General features: G+C 43.4%; 17 protein-coding genes and 1 riboswitch. Of the genes, 1 reads left to right on the top strand and 16 read right to left on the bottom strand.

The window, feature by feature from the left end; genetic code table 11:
• The 8 genes from def to ACTJKA_RS05565 form a co-directional block, all read right to left on the bottom strand.
• Positions 1-483: a peptide deformylase gene (gene def / locus ACTJKA_RS05600; protein ID WP_017359337.1), complete on the bottom strand. Its 483-nt coding sequence runs from the start codon at positions 481-483 to the stop codon at positions 1-3.
• 15 nt (positions 484-498) lie between these two features.
• The gene (gene priA, locus ACTJKA_RS05595) at positions 499-2,907 is read right to left on the bottom strand and encodes a primosomal protein N' (RefSeq protein ID WP_171465319.1); all 2,409 of its coding nucleotides are present in this window, start codon (positions 2,905-2,907) and stop codon (positions 499-501) included.
• Complete coding sequence (gene coaBC, locus ACTJKA_RS05590; protein WP_058213789.1) at positions 2,904-4,121, bottom strand: bifunctional phosphopantothenoylcysteine decarboxylase/phosphopantothenate--cysteine ligase CoaBC; 1,218 nt, start codon at positions 4,119-4,121, stop codon at positions 2,904-2,906. Before coaBC ends, priA begins: the two co-directional genes overlap by 4 nt.
• Before the next feature lie 115 nt (positions 4,122-4,236).
• Positions 4,237-4,440, bottom strand: coding sequence for a DNA-directed RNA polymerase subunit omega (gene rpoZ / locus ACTJKA_RS05585; protein WP_008344896.1), 204 nt, complete (start codon positions 4,438-4,440; stop codon positions 4,237-4,239).
• A gap of 3 nt (positions 4,441-4,443) precedes the next feature.
• Positions 4,444-5,058: a guanylate kinase gene (gene gmk, locus ACTJKA_RS05580; RefSeq protein ID WP_007499680.1), complete on the bottom strand. Its 615-nt coding sequence runs from the start codon at positions 5,056-5,058 to the stop codon at positions 4,444-4,446.
• Between the two features lie 9 nt (positions 5,059-5,067).
• Entirely contained in the window at positions 5,068-5,337 is a 270-nt protein-coding gene (gene remA / locus ACTJKA_RS05575) for an extracellular matrix/biofilm regulator RemA (protein ID WP_008344898.1), read from the bottom strand.
• Positions 5,338-5,413: 76 nt separating this feature from the next.
• Positions 5,414-6,289: a YicC/YloC family endoribonuclease gene (locus tag ACTJKA_RS05570; RefSeq protein WP_007499682.1), complete on the bottom strand. Its 876-nt coding sequence runs from the start codon at positions 6,287-6,289 to the stop codon at positions 5,414-5,416.
• Positions 6,290-6,372: 83 nt separating this feature from the next.
• Entirely contained in the window at positions 6,373-9,048 is a 2,676-nt protein-coding gene (locus ACTJKA_RS05565) for a calcium-translocating P-type ATPase, SERCA-type (protein WP_224559773.1), read from the bottom strand.
• A 165-nt stretch (positions 9,049-9,213) separates the two neighbouring features.
• On the opposite strand from ACTJKA_RS05565, the gene ACTJKA_RS05560 reads away from it, so the two are divergent.
• On the top strand, positions 9,214-10,923 hold the full coding sequence (locus ACTJKA_RS05560; protein ID WP_100324967.1) for an Rqc2 family fibronectin-binding protein: 1,710 nt from the start codon (positions 9,214-9,216) through the stop codon (positions 10,921-10,923).
• Positions 10,924-10,954: 31 nt separating this feature from the next.
• Here the strand turns inward: ACTJKA_RS05560 and ACTJKA_RS05555 are convergent, their stop codons facing one another.
• From ACTJKA_RS05555 to ACTJKA_RS05520, 8 genes are all read right to left on the bottom strand, one after another.
• Positions 10,955-11,458, bottom strand: coding sequence for a precorrin-2 dehydrogenase/sirohydrochlorin ferrochelatase family protein (locus ACTJKA_RS05555; RefSeq protein WP_345912253.1), 504 nt, complete (start codon positions 11,456-11,458; stop codon positions 10,955-10,957).
• Positions 11,439-12,224, bottom strand: coding sequence for a sirohydrochlorin chelatase (locus ACTJKA_RS05550; RefSeq protein WP_125588900.1), 786 nt, complete (start codon positions 12,222-12,224; stop codon positions 11,439-11,441). Before ACTJKA_RS05550 ends, ACTJKA_RS05555 begins: the two co-directional genes overlap by 20 nt.
• 76 nt (positions 12,225-12,300) lie before the next feature.
• Positions 12,301-13,056, bottom strand: a complete 756-nt coding sequence (gene cobA, locus ACTJKA_RS05545) for a uroporphyrinogen-III C-methyltransferase (protein ID WP_008344909.1) — start codon at positions 13,054-13,056, stop codon at positions 12,301-12,303.
• A gap of 28 nt (positions 13,057-13,084) precedes the next feature.
• On the bottom strand, positions 13,085-13,678 hold the full coding sequence (gene cysC, locus ACTJKA_RS05540) for an adenylyl-sulfate kinase (protein ID WP_345912252.1): 594 nt from the start codon (positions 13,676-13,678) through the stop codon (positions 13,085-13,087).
• 13 nt (positions 13,679-13,691) lie between these two features.
• The gene (sat, locus tag ACTJKA_RS05535; RefSeq protein ID WP_045034247.1) at positions 13,692-14,828 is read right to left on the bottom strand and encodes a sulfate adenylyltransferase; all 1,137 of its coding nucleotides are present in this window, start codon (positions 14,826-14,828) and stop codon (positions 13,692-13,694) included.
• A gap of 57 nt (positions 14,829-14,885) precedes the next feature.
• A complete protein-coding gene (locus tag ACTJKA_RS05530) occupies positions 14,886-15,950 on the bottom strand; it encodes an inorganic phosphate transporter (protein ID WP_008344915.1) in 1,065 nt (354 codons plus the stop codon).
• Between the two features lie 13 nt (positions 15,951-15,963).
• Positions 15,964-16,665: a phosphoadenylyl-sulfate reductase gene (locus tag ACTJKA_RS05525; protein WP_008344917.1), complete on the bottom strand. Its 702-nt coding sequence runs from the start codon at positions 16,663-16,665 to the stop codon at positions 15,964-15,966.
• A gap of 45 nt (positions 16,666-16,710) precedes the next feature.
• The gene (locus tag ACTJKA_RS05520; RefSeq protein ID WP_008344920.1) at positions 16,711-16,857 is read right to left on the bottom strand and encodes a YezD family protein; all 147 of its coding nucleotides are present in this window, start codon (positions 16,855-16,857) and stop codon (positions 16,711-16,713) included.
• Positions 16,858-16,931: 74 nt separating this feature from the next.
• Positions 16,932-17,034, bottom strand: a riboswitch (SAM riboswitch).
• Between the last annotated feature and the right edge of the window lie 134 nt (positions 17,035-17,168).

Genomic DNA, 17,168 nt, shown 5'->3' with positions numbered 1-17,168 from the left:
TCACCCTTCCATTTCCGCAAGTTCTTTTTCTGTATAGGTTTGAATGATCTTCGACGTGAATAATACACCGTCTAAGTGATCAATTTCATGCAATAAAGCTCTTGCTAAAAATCCTTCTGCTTCTATTGTAAATGGTTTGCCTTTCTTATCAAAGGCTTTCACCTTCACATAATTTGGTCTTTCAACCGTTCCGTATAAAGATGGAAAGCTCAGGCAGCCTTCAATGTCTGTCTGGCTTCCTTCCACTTCAAGAATCTCAGGATTTACCAAATCAATCCTCCCAGAATCTTCTCCGATATCGACCACGGCGATTCTTTTTGAGATGCCAATTTGTGGTGCGGCTAGGCCGACTCCATCTAGTTCAAGCATTGTATCATACATATCATCCAGCAGTTTTTTCAGTTTTTTATCGAATGTATCAACAAGCTCTGTTTGTTGTTCAAGCACGTCTGCAGGATGTAAGACGATCGGTTTGATTGCCACGAAAAGACCTCCGTTTTACATCATCATATATGGATTCATATCGATTGATATCATCAACTGTTTTTGTTCCATTTCTTTTTGATAATGATCTTGTATTTTTCGTAATAAACTTGCCAGTTCATTTTCCCTTTTGTATTTTATCACGCATTGATATCGATATCTATCTTTGATCTTAGCGATCGGAGAAGCAGCAGGACCGAGAATTCTTGTATTCGGTGCACAATTCATTTTCAGGAACTGAACAATTTTGTCTGTGACATGCGCTGCCTTTGTCACTTCTTCATGTGATACAGTCACCATCGCCAAAAAATAAAATGGCGGATAGGACTGATGACGACGGTGCAGCATCTCCTGCTCATAAAAGGCTTCATAATCATGCTGTTTGGTTAATTCAATACTATAATGCGAAGGTGTATATGATTGAATAATGACTGACCCCGCTTTTTCATGACGTCCCGCCCGTCCGCTTACTTGCGTGAGAAGCTGAAACGTTTTTTCACTTGAACGAAAATCAGGGATGTGAAGAGACGTATCCGCACTAAGGACACCGACAAGTGTAACATCTGGGAAGTCTAATCCTTTTGCAATCATTTGCGTCCCAAGCAGTATATCCGCTTCTTTGTTGCCAAAGGACGTGAGAAGCTTTTCGTGCGCACCTTTCCGAGAGGTTGTATCTACATCCATTCGGATGACCCTTGCTTCTGGCAATACCTTCGTCAGCTCTTCTTCCACACGCTGCGTGCCTGTACCAAAATAGCGAATATGCTCACTATGGCATTCTGGACATTCTGCAGGTACAGGAGCTTCGTGACCGCAGTAATGGCACTTCAGCCGTTTTTGAAAGCGGTGATAAGTGAGAGAGATCTCACAATGAGGACATTGTTCCACATATCCGCAATCACGGCACATCACAAAGGATGAATAACCTCTTTTATTGAGAAATAAAACCGCCTGCTCTTTCCTTTCAAGTACTTCTTTTAACCTGAGCATTAATTCTTCTGAGAACATGGAGCGGTTGCCGTTTCTTAATTCTTCTCTCATATCAATTAACGAAACGTGCGGCAGCTGCTGCTGATTGACGCGCCGTTTGAGCGTCAGCAGTGTATACACACCCTTTTTCGCACGCGCATATGACTCAAGTGAAGGCGTTGCACTGCCTAATACAACCGGACATTGGTGCCGCCCTGCTCGTTCAATGGCCACATCTTTCGCATGATACCGAGGCATTTCTTCTTGTTTATATGACGATTCATGTTCTTCATCTATAATGATCATTCCTAGATTTTCAAACGGGGCGAAAACAGCCGATCTTGCGCCAACGACAAGCTTGACTTCCTTGCGGTGGATTTTCCGCCATTCATCGTATTTTTCCCCAGTCGATAAGCCGCTATGAAGAACAGCCACATTGGACCCGAAGCGCTCTTTAAAACGCTGGACCATTTGAGGCGTTAATGAAATTTCAGGAACTAGGACGATCGCTTCTTTTCCCTTTTGGAGGACATGATCAATCGTCTGTAAATAAATTTCGGTTTTACCGCTTCCTGTGACCCCGTGCAGTAAAAACGTTTCATGTTTGTCATCGCTCACTGCTTGATGAATGGGTTTTGCCGCTTCTGCTTGCTCTGTTGTGAGATCAAGAGGAGTAGATGGTGTAAACTCCCTATCCCGATAAGGATCTCGATAAATCTCTTCATAGCTTTCTGTTAACAGACCTTCTTGAATCAAGGCTTTTATCGTTTGAGAACTAGCACCTGTTTGCTGCTGCAAATCTTTTGCTAAAAACGTCGTTTCATTCGTTTGAAGTAAAAAGGCAAGCAGCGCCTTCTGTTTCACCGCATTTTTCTTTAACTGTTCCTGCTTTTCTTCAAGTTTTTCTTTCGTAACTGCTATCTGAAGTGTCCGCACCTTTTTCTTTCCGGATTTTTGTGAGACGTGATATCTGACTTCTAGATGGCCTTTTTGGACATGCTTTTGAATAGGCTTCAGCTGTTCAGGCGGAATGTCAGCGTAAAGGATGCTCTCTTGCTGACCGAAAAGCTCTTTCAATGACTGCGGAAGTTCCTCAGCTGATAACACCTGAATTTCTTTTTCATATTTTGCTTTCATCGCTGCTGGAAGCATCGATTGAAGCGCCGTAATATGATAGGACAATGTTTTTTCCGTCAGCCAGTGGGAAAGCTCCAATAGCTCATCTGTCAGAACAGGAGATAAATCAAATAAATCGACAATGTCCTTGATGTTTCCTGACTGTACGTCTGTTTCTTCTTTAATTTTTGTCACAAACCCTTGAATCTTCCTTGGGCCAAAAGGAACCACTACCCTCATACCAGCCTTGACAAGGCCTTTAAAGCGGTCTGGCACACGATAGTCAAATGGCCTGTCAATGGCTTTCGTTGTGACATCGACGATCACTTCAGCAATCATGCTCGATCACGCTCTTTTGGCAGCAGCTGTTTTGCCTCCTGTAAGATTTCAAAGGCAAGGTCTTTTTTACTCATCATTGGCAGCTCTTTTTTTGTTCCGTCTGCTTTGATCAATGCTGCGACATTCGTATCTGTGCCAAAGCCTGCGCCCTCTGCTGCAACATTGTTCGCGACAATCATATCTAAGTGCTTGGATTCGATTTTCTTTTTCGCATAGTATTCTACATCCTGCGTCTCAGCTGCAAAGCCGACTAGCACCTGATGTTCTTTTCTTTTCCCAAGCTCTTTTAAAATATCTTTCGTCCGCTTAAATTCAACCGCTAGTTCACCGTCTTGTTTTTTCATTTTATGAGAATACGTCGTGACAGGCGTATAATCAGCAACGGCTGCTGATTTAATCACTATATCTGCTGTCTCGTATACATCTAACGCTGCTTGATACATCTCCTCAGCCGATTCCACTTGCACCACATCCACATGCTCAGGCGCAGTTAACGAAACAGGTCCTGAAATGAGCGTGACATCAGCCCCCATTTGCTCGGCAGCTTCTGCAATGGCATAGCCCATTTTCCCAGAAGATCGATTTGAAAGAAAACGAACAGGGTCGATCACTTCTCGTGTAGGGCCAGCTGTGACCACGACTTTTTTACCTGAAAGCGGCAAACTGGCTGGCTCATCAAAAAACGCACGGATGTGTTCAACAATTTTTTCAGGCTCCTCTAAGCGTCCTTTTCCAATGTAGCCACATGCTAAATAGCCTTCACTTGGCTCTATAAACCGGTAGCCGTCTTCATATAAAGTGCGGATGTTCCGTTTGACAGCTGGATGGTCATACATGTGCACATTCATAGCCGGTGCAACCCATACAGGAGCTGTTGAAGCAAGCAAGGTGGTTGTGAGCATATCATCAGCAAGCCCTGCGGCCATTTTACCAATGGTATGTGCTGTTGCAGGGGCAACAAGAATGAGATCGGCCCAGTCAGCTACATCAATATGCGCAATGACTTTTGGATTGTTTTCTTTAAATGTATCCACATACACCTCATGCCGAGATAGGGCTTGAAAGGTGAGTGGAGACACAAACTCACGGGCAGATTCTGTCATAATCACTCTTACGTTTGCGCCTGCCTGTACGAGTTTACTAGTGAGTGCAGCTGCTTTATATACGGCGATTCCTCCGCTGACGCCGAGTAAAATATTTTTTGACTGTAACATTTGTTTGTCCCCCTTAACGGCCTTTTTCACAAATTCGTCTACAATTCAAAAAAGTCAAAACCAATCATAGTTTTGACTTTTTTGAACGTATCGTATCTGCATAGCAGAAGCGATGTTATTCTTGCTCTTCTTTTTCAAATGTCAAAAGACCAGCATCGATTTCTTCAAGAGCTTTCCCTACAAATTTGTAGGATTTTGTGTTTTCGATTTGTTGATCTTGATGGATTTGCATTTCACGTGCACGGCGTGCAGACACTGTGACAAGTGTATATTTTGAGTCAAGTTTGTTCATCAATGAGTCAATTGAAGGATCTAACATGGTTTATTCTACCCCCAGCATTTTTTTATATCTTGGTGCGACTCTGTCTCTTCGCAGGTGCTCTGCAAGGACGATCGCTTTAATTCTTTCACATGCAAGCTCGACATCGTCGTTTTCAACGACATAGTCATAAGCATCCATCATTTCAATTTCTTCTTTTGCAGCAGCCATTCGGTTACGGATGAGATCCTCAGATTCTGTCCCGCGTGTAATAATGCGGTTTTGAAGTTCTGAAAGACTTGGCGGTGCAAGGAAAATAAAGAGACCTTCCGGGAATGCTTCTCTTACTTGAAGTGCACCTTGCACTTCGATTTCAAGGAAAACATCTTTTCCTTCGCTCAATGTTTGTTCTACATAGTCAACAGGCGTGCCGTAGTAATTCCCGACATATTCTGCCCATTCTAACAGCTTTTTGTTTTCAATCATATGTTCAAATTCTTCCCTGGTTTTAAAGAAATAATCAACACCATTTCTTTCACCTTCACGCGGTTTGCGGGTTGTCACAGAAATAGAGTATTCAAATTTCGTATCTTCCTGGGAGAAAATGGCTTGTCTGACCGTTCCTTTTCCAACTCCCGAAGGTCCAGAGAGAACGATTAAAAGTCCTCTTTCTTTCATAATGGCGTATTACCCCTGCCCTTCATCTATGATTTCTTCTTTTACAGAAAGTCTTTGCGCGACAGTCTCAGGCTGAACGGCAGATAAGATGACATGGTCACTGTCCATAATGACAACAGCACGGGTTCTTCTTCCATATGTCGCATCAATGAGCATGCCTCGATCTCTTGCGTCTTGTATCATTCGTTTAATCGGTGCTGATTCCGGACTGACGATCGAAATCATCCGATTCGCTGAAATGATGTTTCCAAATCCGATATTGATCAACTTTATGGTCATCTTCTTTCGTCCCCCTGTAATATAAACGTCTCTAGTCTCGCCGAAAGAGACGCACTGTAAACAGCATACACAATGACTATTCTATATTTTGCACTTGTTCTTTTATTTTTTCAATAGCGCTTTTCATTTCAACCACCAGCTTTGTTAAATGGTGATGGTTTGCTTTTGATCCAATCGTGTTCACTTCACGGTTGAGCTCCTGTACAAGAAAGTCAAGCTTTCGTCCGGCAGCGCCGCCTTGCGTCAAAATTTGCTGGAACTGCTGAAAATGACTTTTCAGCCTGGTAATCTCTTCTGTAATGTCACAGCGATCAGCAAAGATGGCCGCTTCTGTGGTCAGCCTACTCTCTTCAAGCGCCTCTCCGATCCATTCTTGCAATCTTTGATTCAATCGTTCTTTGTACTGACTCACAACCTCTGGTGCAAACACTTTGATTTCTTCTGTAAATGCCTCGAGTTCAGACAGCCTGAGTTCACAGTCTTTTTGAAGTGATGTTCCCTCCTGCTCTCTCATGAAGCAAAGCTCCTTGACAGCTTCTTCACAAGTGTCTATCAGCAAATGCTCCAGCTGCTCATTTCGGCTGACTGACTCTTCCACCTGAACAGCCTGTTCCAGCTTCAGTAAGTCATGTGCATGCTGAATACCTGAAATATGATAGCGGTCCTCAAGGTCTTTTGCGGCTTTCATATATTCATCAAGCAGCGGCCAGTCAATCTGTAAAGACCGGCTTGCAAGTTTACCGCCTTCAATCGTAACAAACAGCTCAATTCGACCGCGCTGCACGTGACGAAGAATAATTTTTTTTAATGTATCTTCGAAATATAAAAGCGGCCTCGGCAAACGGGCATGAACCTCTTTAAAACGGTGATTGACCGATTTTAGCTCAACTGACACTGTCAGTTCTCCATCCGTTTTACTCGCTTGGCCGAATCCCGTCATACTGCGTATCATGTGAAAACACCCAATTCTTTCATATTAATAAAATGAAAAAGGTAATAGCAGACACTATTACCTCAAAATTATACCATAACCAATTATTTTTTTCTTGTCAAAAGTGATCCCGCCAGTAAAAAAGTTGGCAATGCAGACATACCGATGATCAGAAGCCAATCAACTGGTGCGACCGCCACCGTTTTGAAAATCGGCTGAAGCGGCGGATAATAAATGACCACAAGCATCAGCAGCAGGGAAGACACAACGGCGCCGATCAAGTACATATTCCCGAATGGATTGCGTTCAAAAATAGACCGTTCACTGCGGCAGTCAAACACATGAATGAGCTGCGCCAAAACGAGTGTGCTGAATGCAACCGTCTGCGCATATTGAAGATTGTTCGGATCACGGTGATACACAAACATAAAGGCTAACAAAGTGGCAATCCCGATCAGAAACCCTCTTGATACGACCTTCCAGCCAAGCCCTCTTGCAAAAATCCCCTCTTTCATGTTCCGCGGCTTTCTCTTCATGACATCGCCTTCTGGTTTATCCATTCCAAGTGCCATAGCCGGCAAGCCGTCTGTGACAAGGTTTACCCACAAAATTTGAATTGGAACGAGAGGCAATGGAAGCGCAAGAAGCATCGCAAACAGCATGACCAAAATCTCTCCCACATTCGATGCCAGCAAATAGCGGACAAATTTGCGAATGTTTTCATAAATATTCCGGCCCTCTTTAATAGCGGATTTAATGGTCGCAAAGTTGTCATCAAGCAAAATAAGAGAAGAAGCTTCTTTGGCAACGTCTGTTCCGGTAATCCCCATGGATATGCCGATATCCGCCTGTTTAATCGCTGGCGCATCATTCACCCCATCACCTGTCATCGCGACAATATGTCCATTTTTTTGATAGGCCTTCACAATTCTCAGCTTATGCTCAGGTGATACACGAGCAAAGACGTACACATCTTCTGCTGTTTGCTCCAGCTCTTTGTCACTTAGCTGATCCAGAGCTTTTCCATCAAGCACCTTTCCTTGCTTCGGTAAGAGACTTAAATCTTTAGCGATCGCTTTAGCCGTTTCTACGTGATCGCCTGTAATCATCACTGTTTTAATGCCAGCATCCCGGCATTCTTTAATCGCTCGTCTCACTTCAGGACGAGGTGGATCAATCATGCCCTCTAGACCGATAAATGTGAGGCCAGTTTCTGCCTGCTGAACAGATGTGATTTTTTCTGTCAGGCTTACTTTTTTATATGCAATCGCAATGGTTCTAAGCGCTTGTCTTGCTAAACCTTGAATGGCAGCTTCTGTTTCTTGCCGGTGGGCCTTTGAAAATGATGCGGTGCGTCCGCCGTGCATCATATGACTTGAACGGTTCATCAGCACATCTGGCGCCCCTTTGGCAATGACATACCGCTCCTTCTGATTCGTTTCCACGACGACTGACATCATTTTTCTTTCAGAGTCAAAAGGGAATTCCTCCACCACACGAAATCCCGCTTCGATGAATTGCTCTGTAAAACCCGCTTTACGCGCAGCGGTTAGAAGTGCTCCTTCTGTCGGATCGCCATCAAGTCTCATCTCACCGTCTTTTTCAACAATGGTCGATGTATTACAAAGTGCTCCGTATAATAGCACCTTTTGCAGGCTTGGATGTTTGTCTACATGGACAAGTTCTCCGTTTAAGGTAAAATCACCTGACGGCTCGTACCCAGTGCCAGAAATATTCCACGTTTTCCCCTCTGCCCATACATGTGTCACTGTCATTTTATTTTGTGTCATTGTGCCTGTTTTATCTGAGCAAATAATCGAGGCGCAGCCAAGTGTTTCCACAGCCGGCAGCTTTCTGACAATGGATTTTTGTTTAATCATCCGCTGCACACCTAGGGAAAGTGCGACAGTGACGATCGCTGGCAGTCCTTCTGGAATCGCAGCAACAGCGAGAGATACACCCGCTAAGAACATATGATACAAATCATGACCTTGCACCACACCAAGAACAACCACAAGCACAGTTAAAAATAATGCAGCCACAATTAAAATTTTCCCCAGCTGCTCAAGGCGTCTTTGCAGCGGTGTTTCCATATTACCTGCTGAATCCAGCATACCGGCAATTTGTCCCATCGCCGTATTCATCCCTGTACCAATGACAACCCCTACACCGCTTCCTCTTGTGACAAGCGTCCCCATAAAGGCCATGTTCGTCAAATCTCCAAGCGAGACATGATCTCGTGAGAGCGGACTCGCATGTTTGACCGCTGGGATGGACTCTCCAGTGAGGGCAGATTCTTCGATTTCCAAACTCTTTGTTTCTAGTAATCTGATATCTGCCCCAATTCGATCCCCACTTGAAAACTTCACAATATCTCCCGGCACGAGGTGCTTCGACGGGATCTTGACCCATTCATTGTTTCTCCTTGCATAGACATGCGGCGTTGATAATTCCTTTAGTGCTTGGAGGGACTTTTCCGCACGGCGTTCCTGATAAAAGCCAAGCACACCATTTATCAGCACAATCGCCACAATCGCCACAGCATCAATATATTCACCTAAAAAGGCAGAAATAATCGTTGCCGCAAGCAGGATTAACACCATAAAGTCTTTAAATTGCGCTAAAAAAATAACGAACGCCGACGCCTTTTTCCCTTCCTGCAATTCATTTGGCCCATGCTTTTCAAGCCGCTTTTGCACATCTTTTTCTGACAGTCCGTCACCTATCGATGTATTCATTGTTTTTAATAAATCGGTTTGGTTCAGTTCATGCCAATTCATTTGACCTCGTCCACTCCTCTTTTGTTCTCTCTCTTATGCAGTGTTCTATAAGCCAGTTTATTCAGACTCGTCCTAAATCATGCTATAATAATAAGACTGCCTAAAGAACGAGAAAACGTAAGGTTCTTTCAGTAGATTTGTGTGAAAGAAGAGGGTGTATCCAACATGTCATTTGACGGCATTTTTACATACGGTATGACAAATGAATTGCAAGAAACATTAACTGGCGGAAGAATTTCGAAAATACATCAGCCATACAAGCATGAGCTGATTTTTCATATCCGGTCAAAGGGGAAGAATCATAAGCTGCTTTTATCCGCTCACCCGAGCTATGCAAGAGTACAGCTCACTGAGCACCATGATGATAATCCGAGCGAACCGCCAATGTTTTGTATGCTCCTCAGAAAACATCTTGAGGGTGGGTTCATTGAACGTTTTGAACAAATTGGGTTAGATCGGGTGATCGTGCTGCACGTGCGCAGCCGAAATGAAATTGGCGATGAACAAACCCGTAAGCTGTATATTGAAATTATGGGCAGGCACAGCAACTTAATTCTCGTGGAGGACGAAACGGAGCAGATCATTGACGGACTGAAACATCTTTCTCCATCTGTGAACAGCTATCGAACGGTGCTGCCCGGACATCAATATCTTCTGCCGCCGGCACAGCAAAAGCTGAATCCTTTTGACGTGACGAAGGAAGATATTTTAAAGCATTTACGTTTTCAAGAAGGGAAAATCGCCAATCAAATTGTCGATACATTCTCCGGGGTTTCTCCGCTGTTTGCTAAGGAAGCTGTCCATAGGGCCGGTCTTGCCAATCAGGAAACGATTCCAAGTACATTGCTCGAGATGTTTCAGCTCATTCAGGCGCATTCTTTTACCCCTCAGCTCACGAGAAAAGATGGGAAAGAGTATTTTTATTTATTAGAACTTCAGCACGTCGATGGTGACATGAAGACGTTTGATTCTCTTAGTGAGCTACTTGACCGCTTTTATTTCGGAAAAGCTGAAAGAGACAGAGTCAAACAGCAGGCGGCTGATCTTGAACGCTTTGTTGTGAATGAAAAAAAGAAAAATGAAAACAAGCTAAAAAAACTAACAAGAACGCTTGAAGAATCTCAAAATGCGCATAAGTATCAGCTTTATGGTGAATTGCTTACTGCCAATATATATGCGATTAAAAAAGGGGATAAAGAAGCGACTGTCATCAATTATTATGATGAAGAAGGCGGAGAGATCACGATCCCGCTCAAAACAAACAAAACCCCTTCTGAAAATGCACAAGCGTATTTTACAAAATACCAAAAGGCAAAAAATGCAGTAGAGGCCGTAAATGAACAAATTGAGCGAACACATGAAGAAATTGTATATTTTGACGAGCTGATCCAGCAGCTGTCCTCTGCCTCACCAAAAGATTTAGAGGAAATAAGAGAAGAACTGGTGGAAGGAAAATATTTGCGTCCCAAACAAAAACGCAATGCCAAAAAGAAAAAAACATCGGCCATACAGCTTGAAGCATATGAATCCTCTCAAGGTGTTCCGATTCTCGTTGGAAAAAACAACAAGCAAAACGAATATTTGACCACAAAGGCGGCAGCTCGTGATGACATTTGGCTGCACACAAAGGATATTCCTGGATCACATGTCGTCATTCGTCACAAAGCGCCTGATGAACAAACCTTGCTTGAAGCGGCACAAATTGCTGCCTACTTCTCGAAGGCAAAAGAATCAAGCTCCGTCCCTGTCGATTATACGAAAATCCGGCATGTGAAAAAACCAAACGGAGCAAAACCGGGCTTTGTCACGTATGATCAGCAGCAAACATTATTTGTAACGCCTGATGAGGATGTTGTCCTAAAGCTGAGAAAATAAAAAAGAGCCGATTAAATCTTTAGATGAGATTTTATCGGCTTTTTCTTTGTCGTTTTTTCCTTTCTATATAGAGCTCATCGAGTGCATCTACATCCTCTTGTTCAAGCAAGGTCTCAATGGCCTCAGCCAGCTGTTTAGTGCGGGCTGGGCTTGCACCACTCGTAGATATGGAGATTGTCACTTTTCCTGCCCTTACAACCTTTGGCACAATTACATTGCCTAGCTCTGACTGGCTCACACAGTTGACGAGCTGATGAGGAAGCGCTGATTGCGTCATCCACTCGTTTACTGAAGTGTCGTCTGTAGCAGCAACAATCAAAAATGCATCCTTTACATCTTCCGCATCAACTTTCTTTTTCTTCCAAGTCAGCTGATATGTCTCAATGAGATTCGCCATTTCATCACAAATGTCAGGGCTTACAATGGTTATGCTGCATGGCTCCATGCATAGCGCACTCGTCCTTCTAGCCGCAATCCTTCCACCGCCGGCAATCAGCACATGTTTATTGGTTAGATCAAGATGAACTGGAAGCATGGCTTTCTCCTTGAAAACGAAACGCATCCTCTTTGTTTAAGATGGTTTCCTGCACACGTTCAATATAAGCTGCTTTTACATGGGGATGAAACCCAATATATCGGCAGACACGGACATCTCGCAACCGCTCTCTCGCCTGATTCGCTTCATTCTCAATCTCTTTCATTAAAATGCCAGTAAATAAAAGATAAGGCACGAGATAGACAGGCGTATCGTCATCTACTGTTAACTGTGCTAAGACGTCACGATAATTCGGTTCACACGCTGTAATAAAACACGGAAAAACCTCTGCACAAGGCAACATGCTACGGACATCATCTGCAATGCCAAACACATCCCGCTTTACATCTGGATCAGAGCTTCCGCGGCCAATTAAGAGAATTTTTGCGTGCTCTCCCTTGTATCCTGCTTCTTCAATCCTTGCGATAACCGCTTTCGTGACTTCTTGGTTCACGCCTATAGGTCTTCCATATGTCACCTTCACTTGTGGGAAACGTTTTTGTACTTTCACAATCTCATCTGGAATATCTGATTTGGCATGCATGGCAGTTAAAAGGAGGAGCGGGACGATCGCAATGTGGGTTGCTCCTTTTTGTACACAAGTCTCAAACCCTTCTTCGATTGAAGGGTCCGTCAACTCTAAAAAACAAATTTCTTGGATATCTGCTTCCACTAACGGCATACAGCTTTTCATAAAAGAAATGGCTTTATCCTGTGCTTCTTTTACCCTGCTTCCATGCCCAACATAAAGGACAGCTTGTTTCATTTGACTCCTCCTTGCGACCTTAGTTTTATTCAGACGAAAAGACACGATGTCTACACGTGTCTTTTCATCTTTGTTTTCATTTCTCAATCAGTGCTGGTTCAAACCAGTTCAACTTTTGATGAAAGTGAACGACATCTCCTACTACGATTAAACTCGGATGCTCGATCCCTTCTTTTTCAACCGTTTCAGATAGTGTCGCCACCGTGCAGCAAGTCGTCTTTTGCCTTGTGGTCGTTCCCCAGTGAATAAACGCAGCTGGGGTTTCAGGATTCCGCCCATTCTTCAAAAGCAGCCGCTGGACTCTTTCCACGTTTTTGACGCCCATGTAAATGACAAGGGTATCAATCCCCGTCGCCAGCGCTTCCCACTTTTCTTCAAAATGTTCATCCTTTTGATAATGCCCTGTTACAAACGCAACATTTGAGCTGAATTCTCGGTGCGTGACTGGAATGCCTGCATAAGCAGCGGCTGCAATGCCAGAAGTAATCCCCGGGACAACTTCATACGGAATACCATGCTCAGCTAAGCATTCGATTTCTTCACCGCCACGGCCAAATACAAAGGGATCACCGCCTTTTAGACGAACGACTATGTTCCCTTCCTTCGCATAAGCAACAAGTGCTTCATTAATCGCTTCCTGTCTCATCGTATGATGATTCGGCAGTTTGCCGCAATAGATCAACTCCGCCTCCGGTTTGGCATGGGCAAGAATCTCTTGATTGACAAGACGATCATATAAAATGACATCTGCCTGCTGTATTGCCTTATGGGCCTTTAGCGTAATTAAGTCTGGGTCACCCGGTCCGGCACCAACAATGTATACTTTCCCCATCTTGCTTTCTCCCCCTGCCATCAGGCGATTATTTCGTTTTATCCTTTACATATTCAACAAGGCGCTGTTTTGACTCCTCGCGTGATAATTCACCTGTATCTAGGACGAGCTCAGGCGCAGCTGGCTCTTCGTATGGTGAATCGATTCCCGTGAAAAATGGAATTTCGCCGTTTCTTGCTTTTTTATATAATCCCTTTGGATCACGCTCTTCACACACGTTCAGATCACATTTCACAAACACTTCGTGAAATTCTCCGTCTTCGACTAACTGTCTTACGATTTGGCGGTCTTCTTGAAATGGTGAAATAAAAGCAGTAATGACAATCGTTCCTTGCTCAACAAATAATTTCGCCACTTCACCGATGCGCCGAATGTTCTCTTTTCTGTCGTCATCTGAAAAGCCTAAGTCTTTATTGAGTCCATGACGTACGTTATCGCCGTCAAGAACTGTCACTTGGTACCCCTGTTCAAACAGCTCTCGAGCTGTTGCGTTGGCGATCGTCGATTTACCTGAACCGCTTAGACCTGTCAGCCAAATGATCCCGCTTGTATGGTTGTTTTTCTGTTGATATTCTTTTTTAGTAATAGATGAATCATGCCACACGATATGTTCGTTGCTCATGTCATATCCTCCTTTAAGATACCGTCGTTTTTAATCCTTCGATTAATGTTTCAATGACTTCTTTTCGGCTGAACGTGCTCGGTGGTAATTCACCATTTCTCAGCATCGTTCTAACCTTTGTACCTGAAAGAATGACATGTTCGCTTTTATCATGTGGGCATGTTTTTGGTGTTGCCATGGCTTCACATGTATTGCAGTAAAAGCTGTGTTCAAATTTTAATGGTGTGATCCCAATTTCTTCGCTTGTAAATTGTTCGAATAGCTCCTGCGCTTCGTATGTGCCGTAATAATCACCAACACCTGCATGATCTCTGCCGACAATAAAATGTGTACAGCCATAATTTTTACGCACAAGCGCATGAAAAATCGCTTCCTTTGGTCCAGCATAACGCATGGCAGCAGGAAAAACACCTAAAAAGACGCGGTCTTTCGGGTAATAACCGTTCAGTAACACTTGATAGCTTTTCATTCTTACATCTGCTGGAATATCATCAGATTTTGTTTCACCAACAAGTGGATTTAAAAATAGACCATCCACTGTTTCCAGTGCTGTCTTTTGAATGTATTCATGCGCGCGATGGACTGGATTTCTCGTTTGGAAACCGACAATGGTTTTCCAGCCGTTTTCTTTAAACTGTTTTCTTGTTTCTTCTGGCTCATACGTAAATTGCGGGAAAGGTTTTTCACTGCGTTTCGTCAGTGTAATTTTACCACCAATATACGTGTCACCGCGTTCAAATAATTTTTTCACGCCTGGGTGATTGCGGTCATCTGTTTTATACACATTCACTGCTTCTTTTTCCTTATCAGGTGTGTATTGATCTTCCACCTCAATGACCCCGTATACTGTTCCATTATACGATAGACGAACAATGTCACCTTGATTGATCTCCGCTGCTTTTTCCTTTGTGACAGGCAAAGTAATCGGAAGAGACCAAACGACACCACTTGCTAGTCGCATACTGCTGACAACTGCTTCATAATCAGCTTTCGTTAAAAACCCTTCAATTGGACTATACCCGCCAATTGCGATGAGTTCAAGGTCTGCAAAAGAGATGGCATCCAGCTCAATTTCTTTCGCAGCTGTGCTTAGATCAAATTCTTCATTTACTCGATTAATTAATACGCCACCATGTGGTGTTAAACTCATTTGTTCATCTTCCTCTCAATGTTCATATTTATTAGATGTTAATAGTCGGATTTATATTTAAATCCCGCCGCCCTGTTCATGAATCGAGCTGCTCTCATTTTTAACTGCCTTCATAAGACTCAGTGCACCTAGTGAAGCAAGCAGTACACTCATCATGATAAAGATAGAGTAATAGTCTCCTTTTAAGAAAAGGCTTACCAACAAATAAGATAGACTAAGTGATAAGAAAGGTGACACAACCCATACCTTCAGCATTTTTTTCACAACATGTTTATGAAAAATGTTCGGTCCACCCTTTGCCATACCAAGCCCAATAATGGACGAGGAGGTAATTTGAGTAAGGGGAACAGGGAGTCCGAATATAGAGCTGACGATGACAAGTCCTGCACCGGTGCTCGATAATAGAATGCCTTCACCCGTTTGATAGCGTGTAATTTTCTTTCCGTTTGTTTCTAGTACCCTTCTTCCTAGAAGCAGCGCCCCAATGGCCACAAATATTCCGCCGTAAAGGGTTCCTTGCCCGACTGATAAAACACCTGACGCGACAAGCGGGCCGACCGCATTGGCGACATTGTTCATGCCGGCTGAAAATGCTTCTAAAAACCCACTGATAATCAAAACAACAGATAAGATCAATGTACCTTTTTTGGATAATGTCCGTTTAGGGAACAATCTGATGATTTTGACAACAGCAAAGGTAAAAACAAAGGCAACAATCGGAATAATCACCCAAAAAGAGACAATGACTAAGATCGATTTCACATACAGCACTTTATATGCGGCTGCCACACCGACCACAGCTCCTACTGTGACCTCACTTGTGGATAAAGGAATGGCCAAGAGGTTCGCTATGAAAAGTGATAATGCGGCCGAGCCAATGATGATACACACAATTTCAAGTGTGATGACAGATTCAGGCATAATCCCGGAGCTGATCGTTTTGACGACCTCGCCGCCGCCAATCACTGAACCTGCTAATATTCCAACCGCACAAACGCTGAGCGCGTATATTGGCTTTTTGATCGCACCTGAACCATATGCGATGCCCATCGAAGCGGCTGCTCCGCTTGCGCCAATATTTAAAGCAAAGAATAAGCTAAATAAAATTGCGGCGATTTCCATACATTATGCTCCCTTACTCATGTAATCCGCACTCAGTCTTTGCTGTCCCTGACCATCTTCCAGAACGCAAATCATCAGCAGTAAATGCCGGCTGTGTACAAGGTGCACACCCGATGCTTGGATATCCTTGGTCATGCAGCGGATTATAAGTAAGATCCTCTCTAGACGCATATCTCCATATGTCCTTCCACGTCCAGTGGATGAGCGGACATACTTTGACTGATTGGAATTTTTCATCCTTATTTAAGAAGTTCGTACCTGCTCGTTTAGGCGACTGCTCTCTTCTTAAACCAGACAGCCATGCCGGATAGCCAGATAGTGCCTCTTGCAATGGAATGACCTTTCTCATATGGCAGCAGCTTTGAGGATTCGTTTCCCATAATTTATCACCATGCTGCTCATTCTGCTCTTCCACCGTCAGCTCAGGTGTTTTCAGCACGATGTCTAACCCAGGATATCTTTCCTTAACTGCATCAATGGTGTCGTATGTTTCCTTGAAATGCAGACCTGTATCTAAAAAGACAATTCTTGCATCTTTTTTTACTTTTGCAATAAGATCGATTAGGACAATGCCCTCAATGCCAAAACTGCATGCATAAACGAGCTGATCACCATAGTGGCCGTACGCCCATTTCAGCACAGATAGGGCCCCTTTATACAAATCGTCCTCTTGAAATGTAATGGACGGCTCTTGCCAATTTTCATAAGTTAACATTGTTTCTCCCCTTCCGGAGTACTGCTTCTATTGCTATTCTCCGCACTACTTTAATCTGATTTTTTCATTTTTTTCCACTTGAATCACTTGACCGTCCTGAACGATCAACGTAATTGAACCGAATTTCATATCCCCAATCAGCTCTTGCATATGCTTCACTAAGTCCTCATCCTGGTTTTGTTTCAGTTCCATCTCCTCTTCCTCCTCACCGTTAAAATAAAAAAACTTTCTTTCAGTCCGAAAGAAAGATGAGGAAGCTCACGATTTCCTTATCTTTCAAAATAGAATCATTTTGCAGGAAGTAGCACCTTGCAAATCGCAGGTTGCCGGGCTTCATCGGGCCAGTCCCTCCACCTCTCTGGATAAGAGTTTTAATTTGTATTAAATATTAACACAATTCAAACAAAAGTCAACCCGACTTTATTGATAGGATTAGTTTTCATTTAAATTTGAGTCTATTTTACTATTTTTAACCAAATAAAAAAACTGTGCAGCGCAGCACA

The organism is Bacillus sp. 22190, assembly GCF_052045575.1.
Taxonomy (GTDB): Bacteria; Bacillota; Bacilli; order Bacillales; family Bacillaceae; genus Bacillus; species Bacillus altitudinis.
The sequence above is the reverse complement of the archived record's forward strand: the minus strand, read 5'-3'. Positions and strand labels throughout refer to the sequence as shown.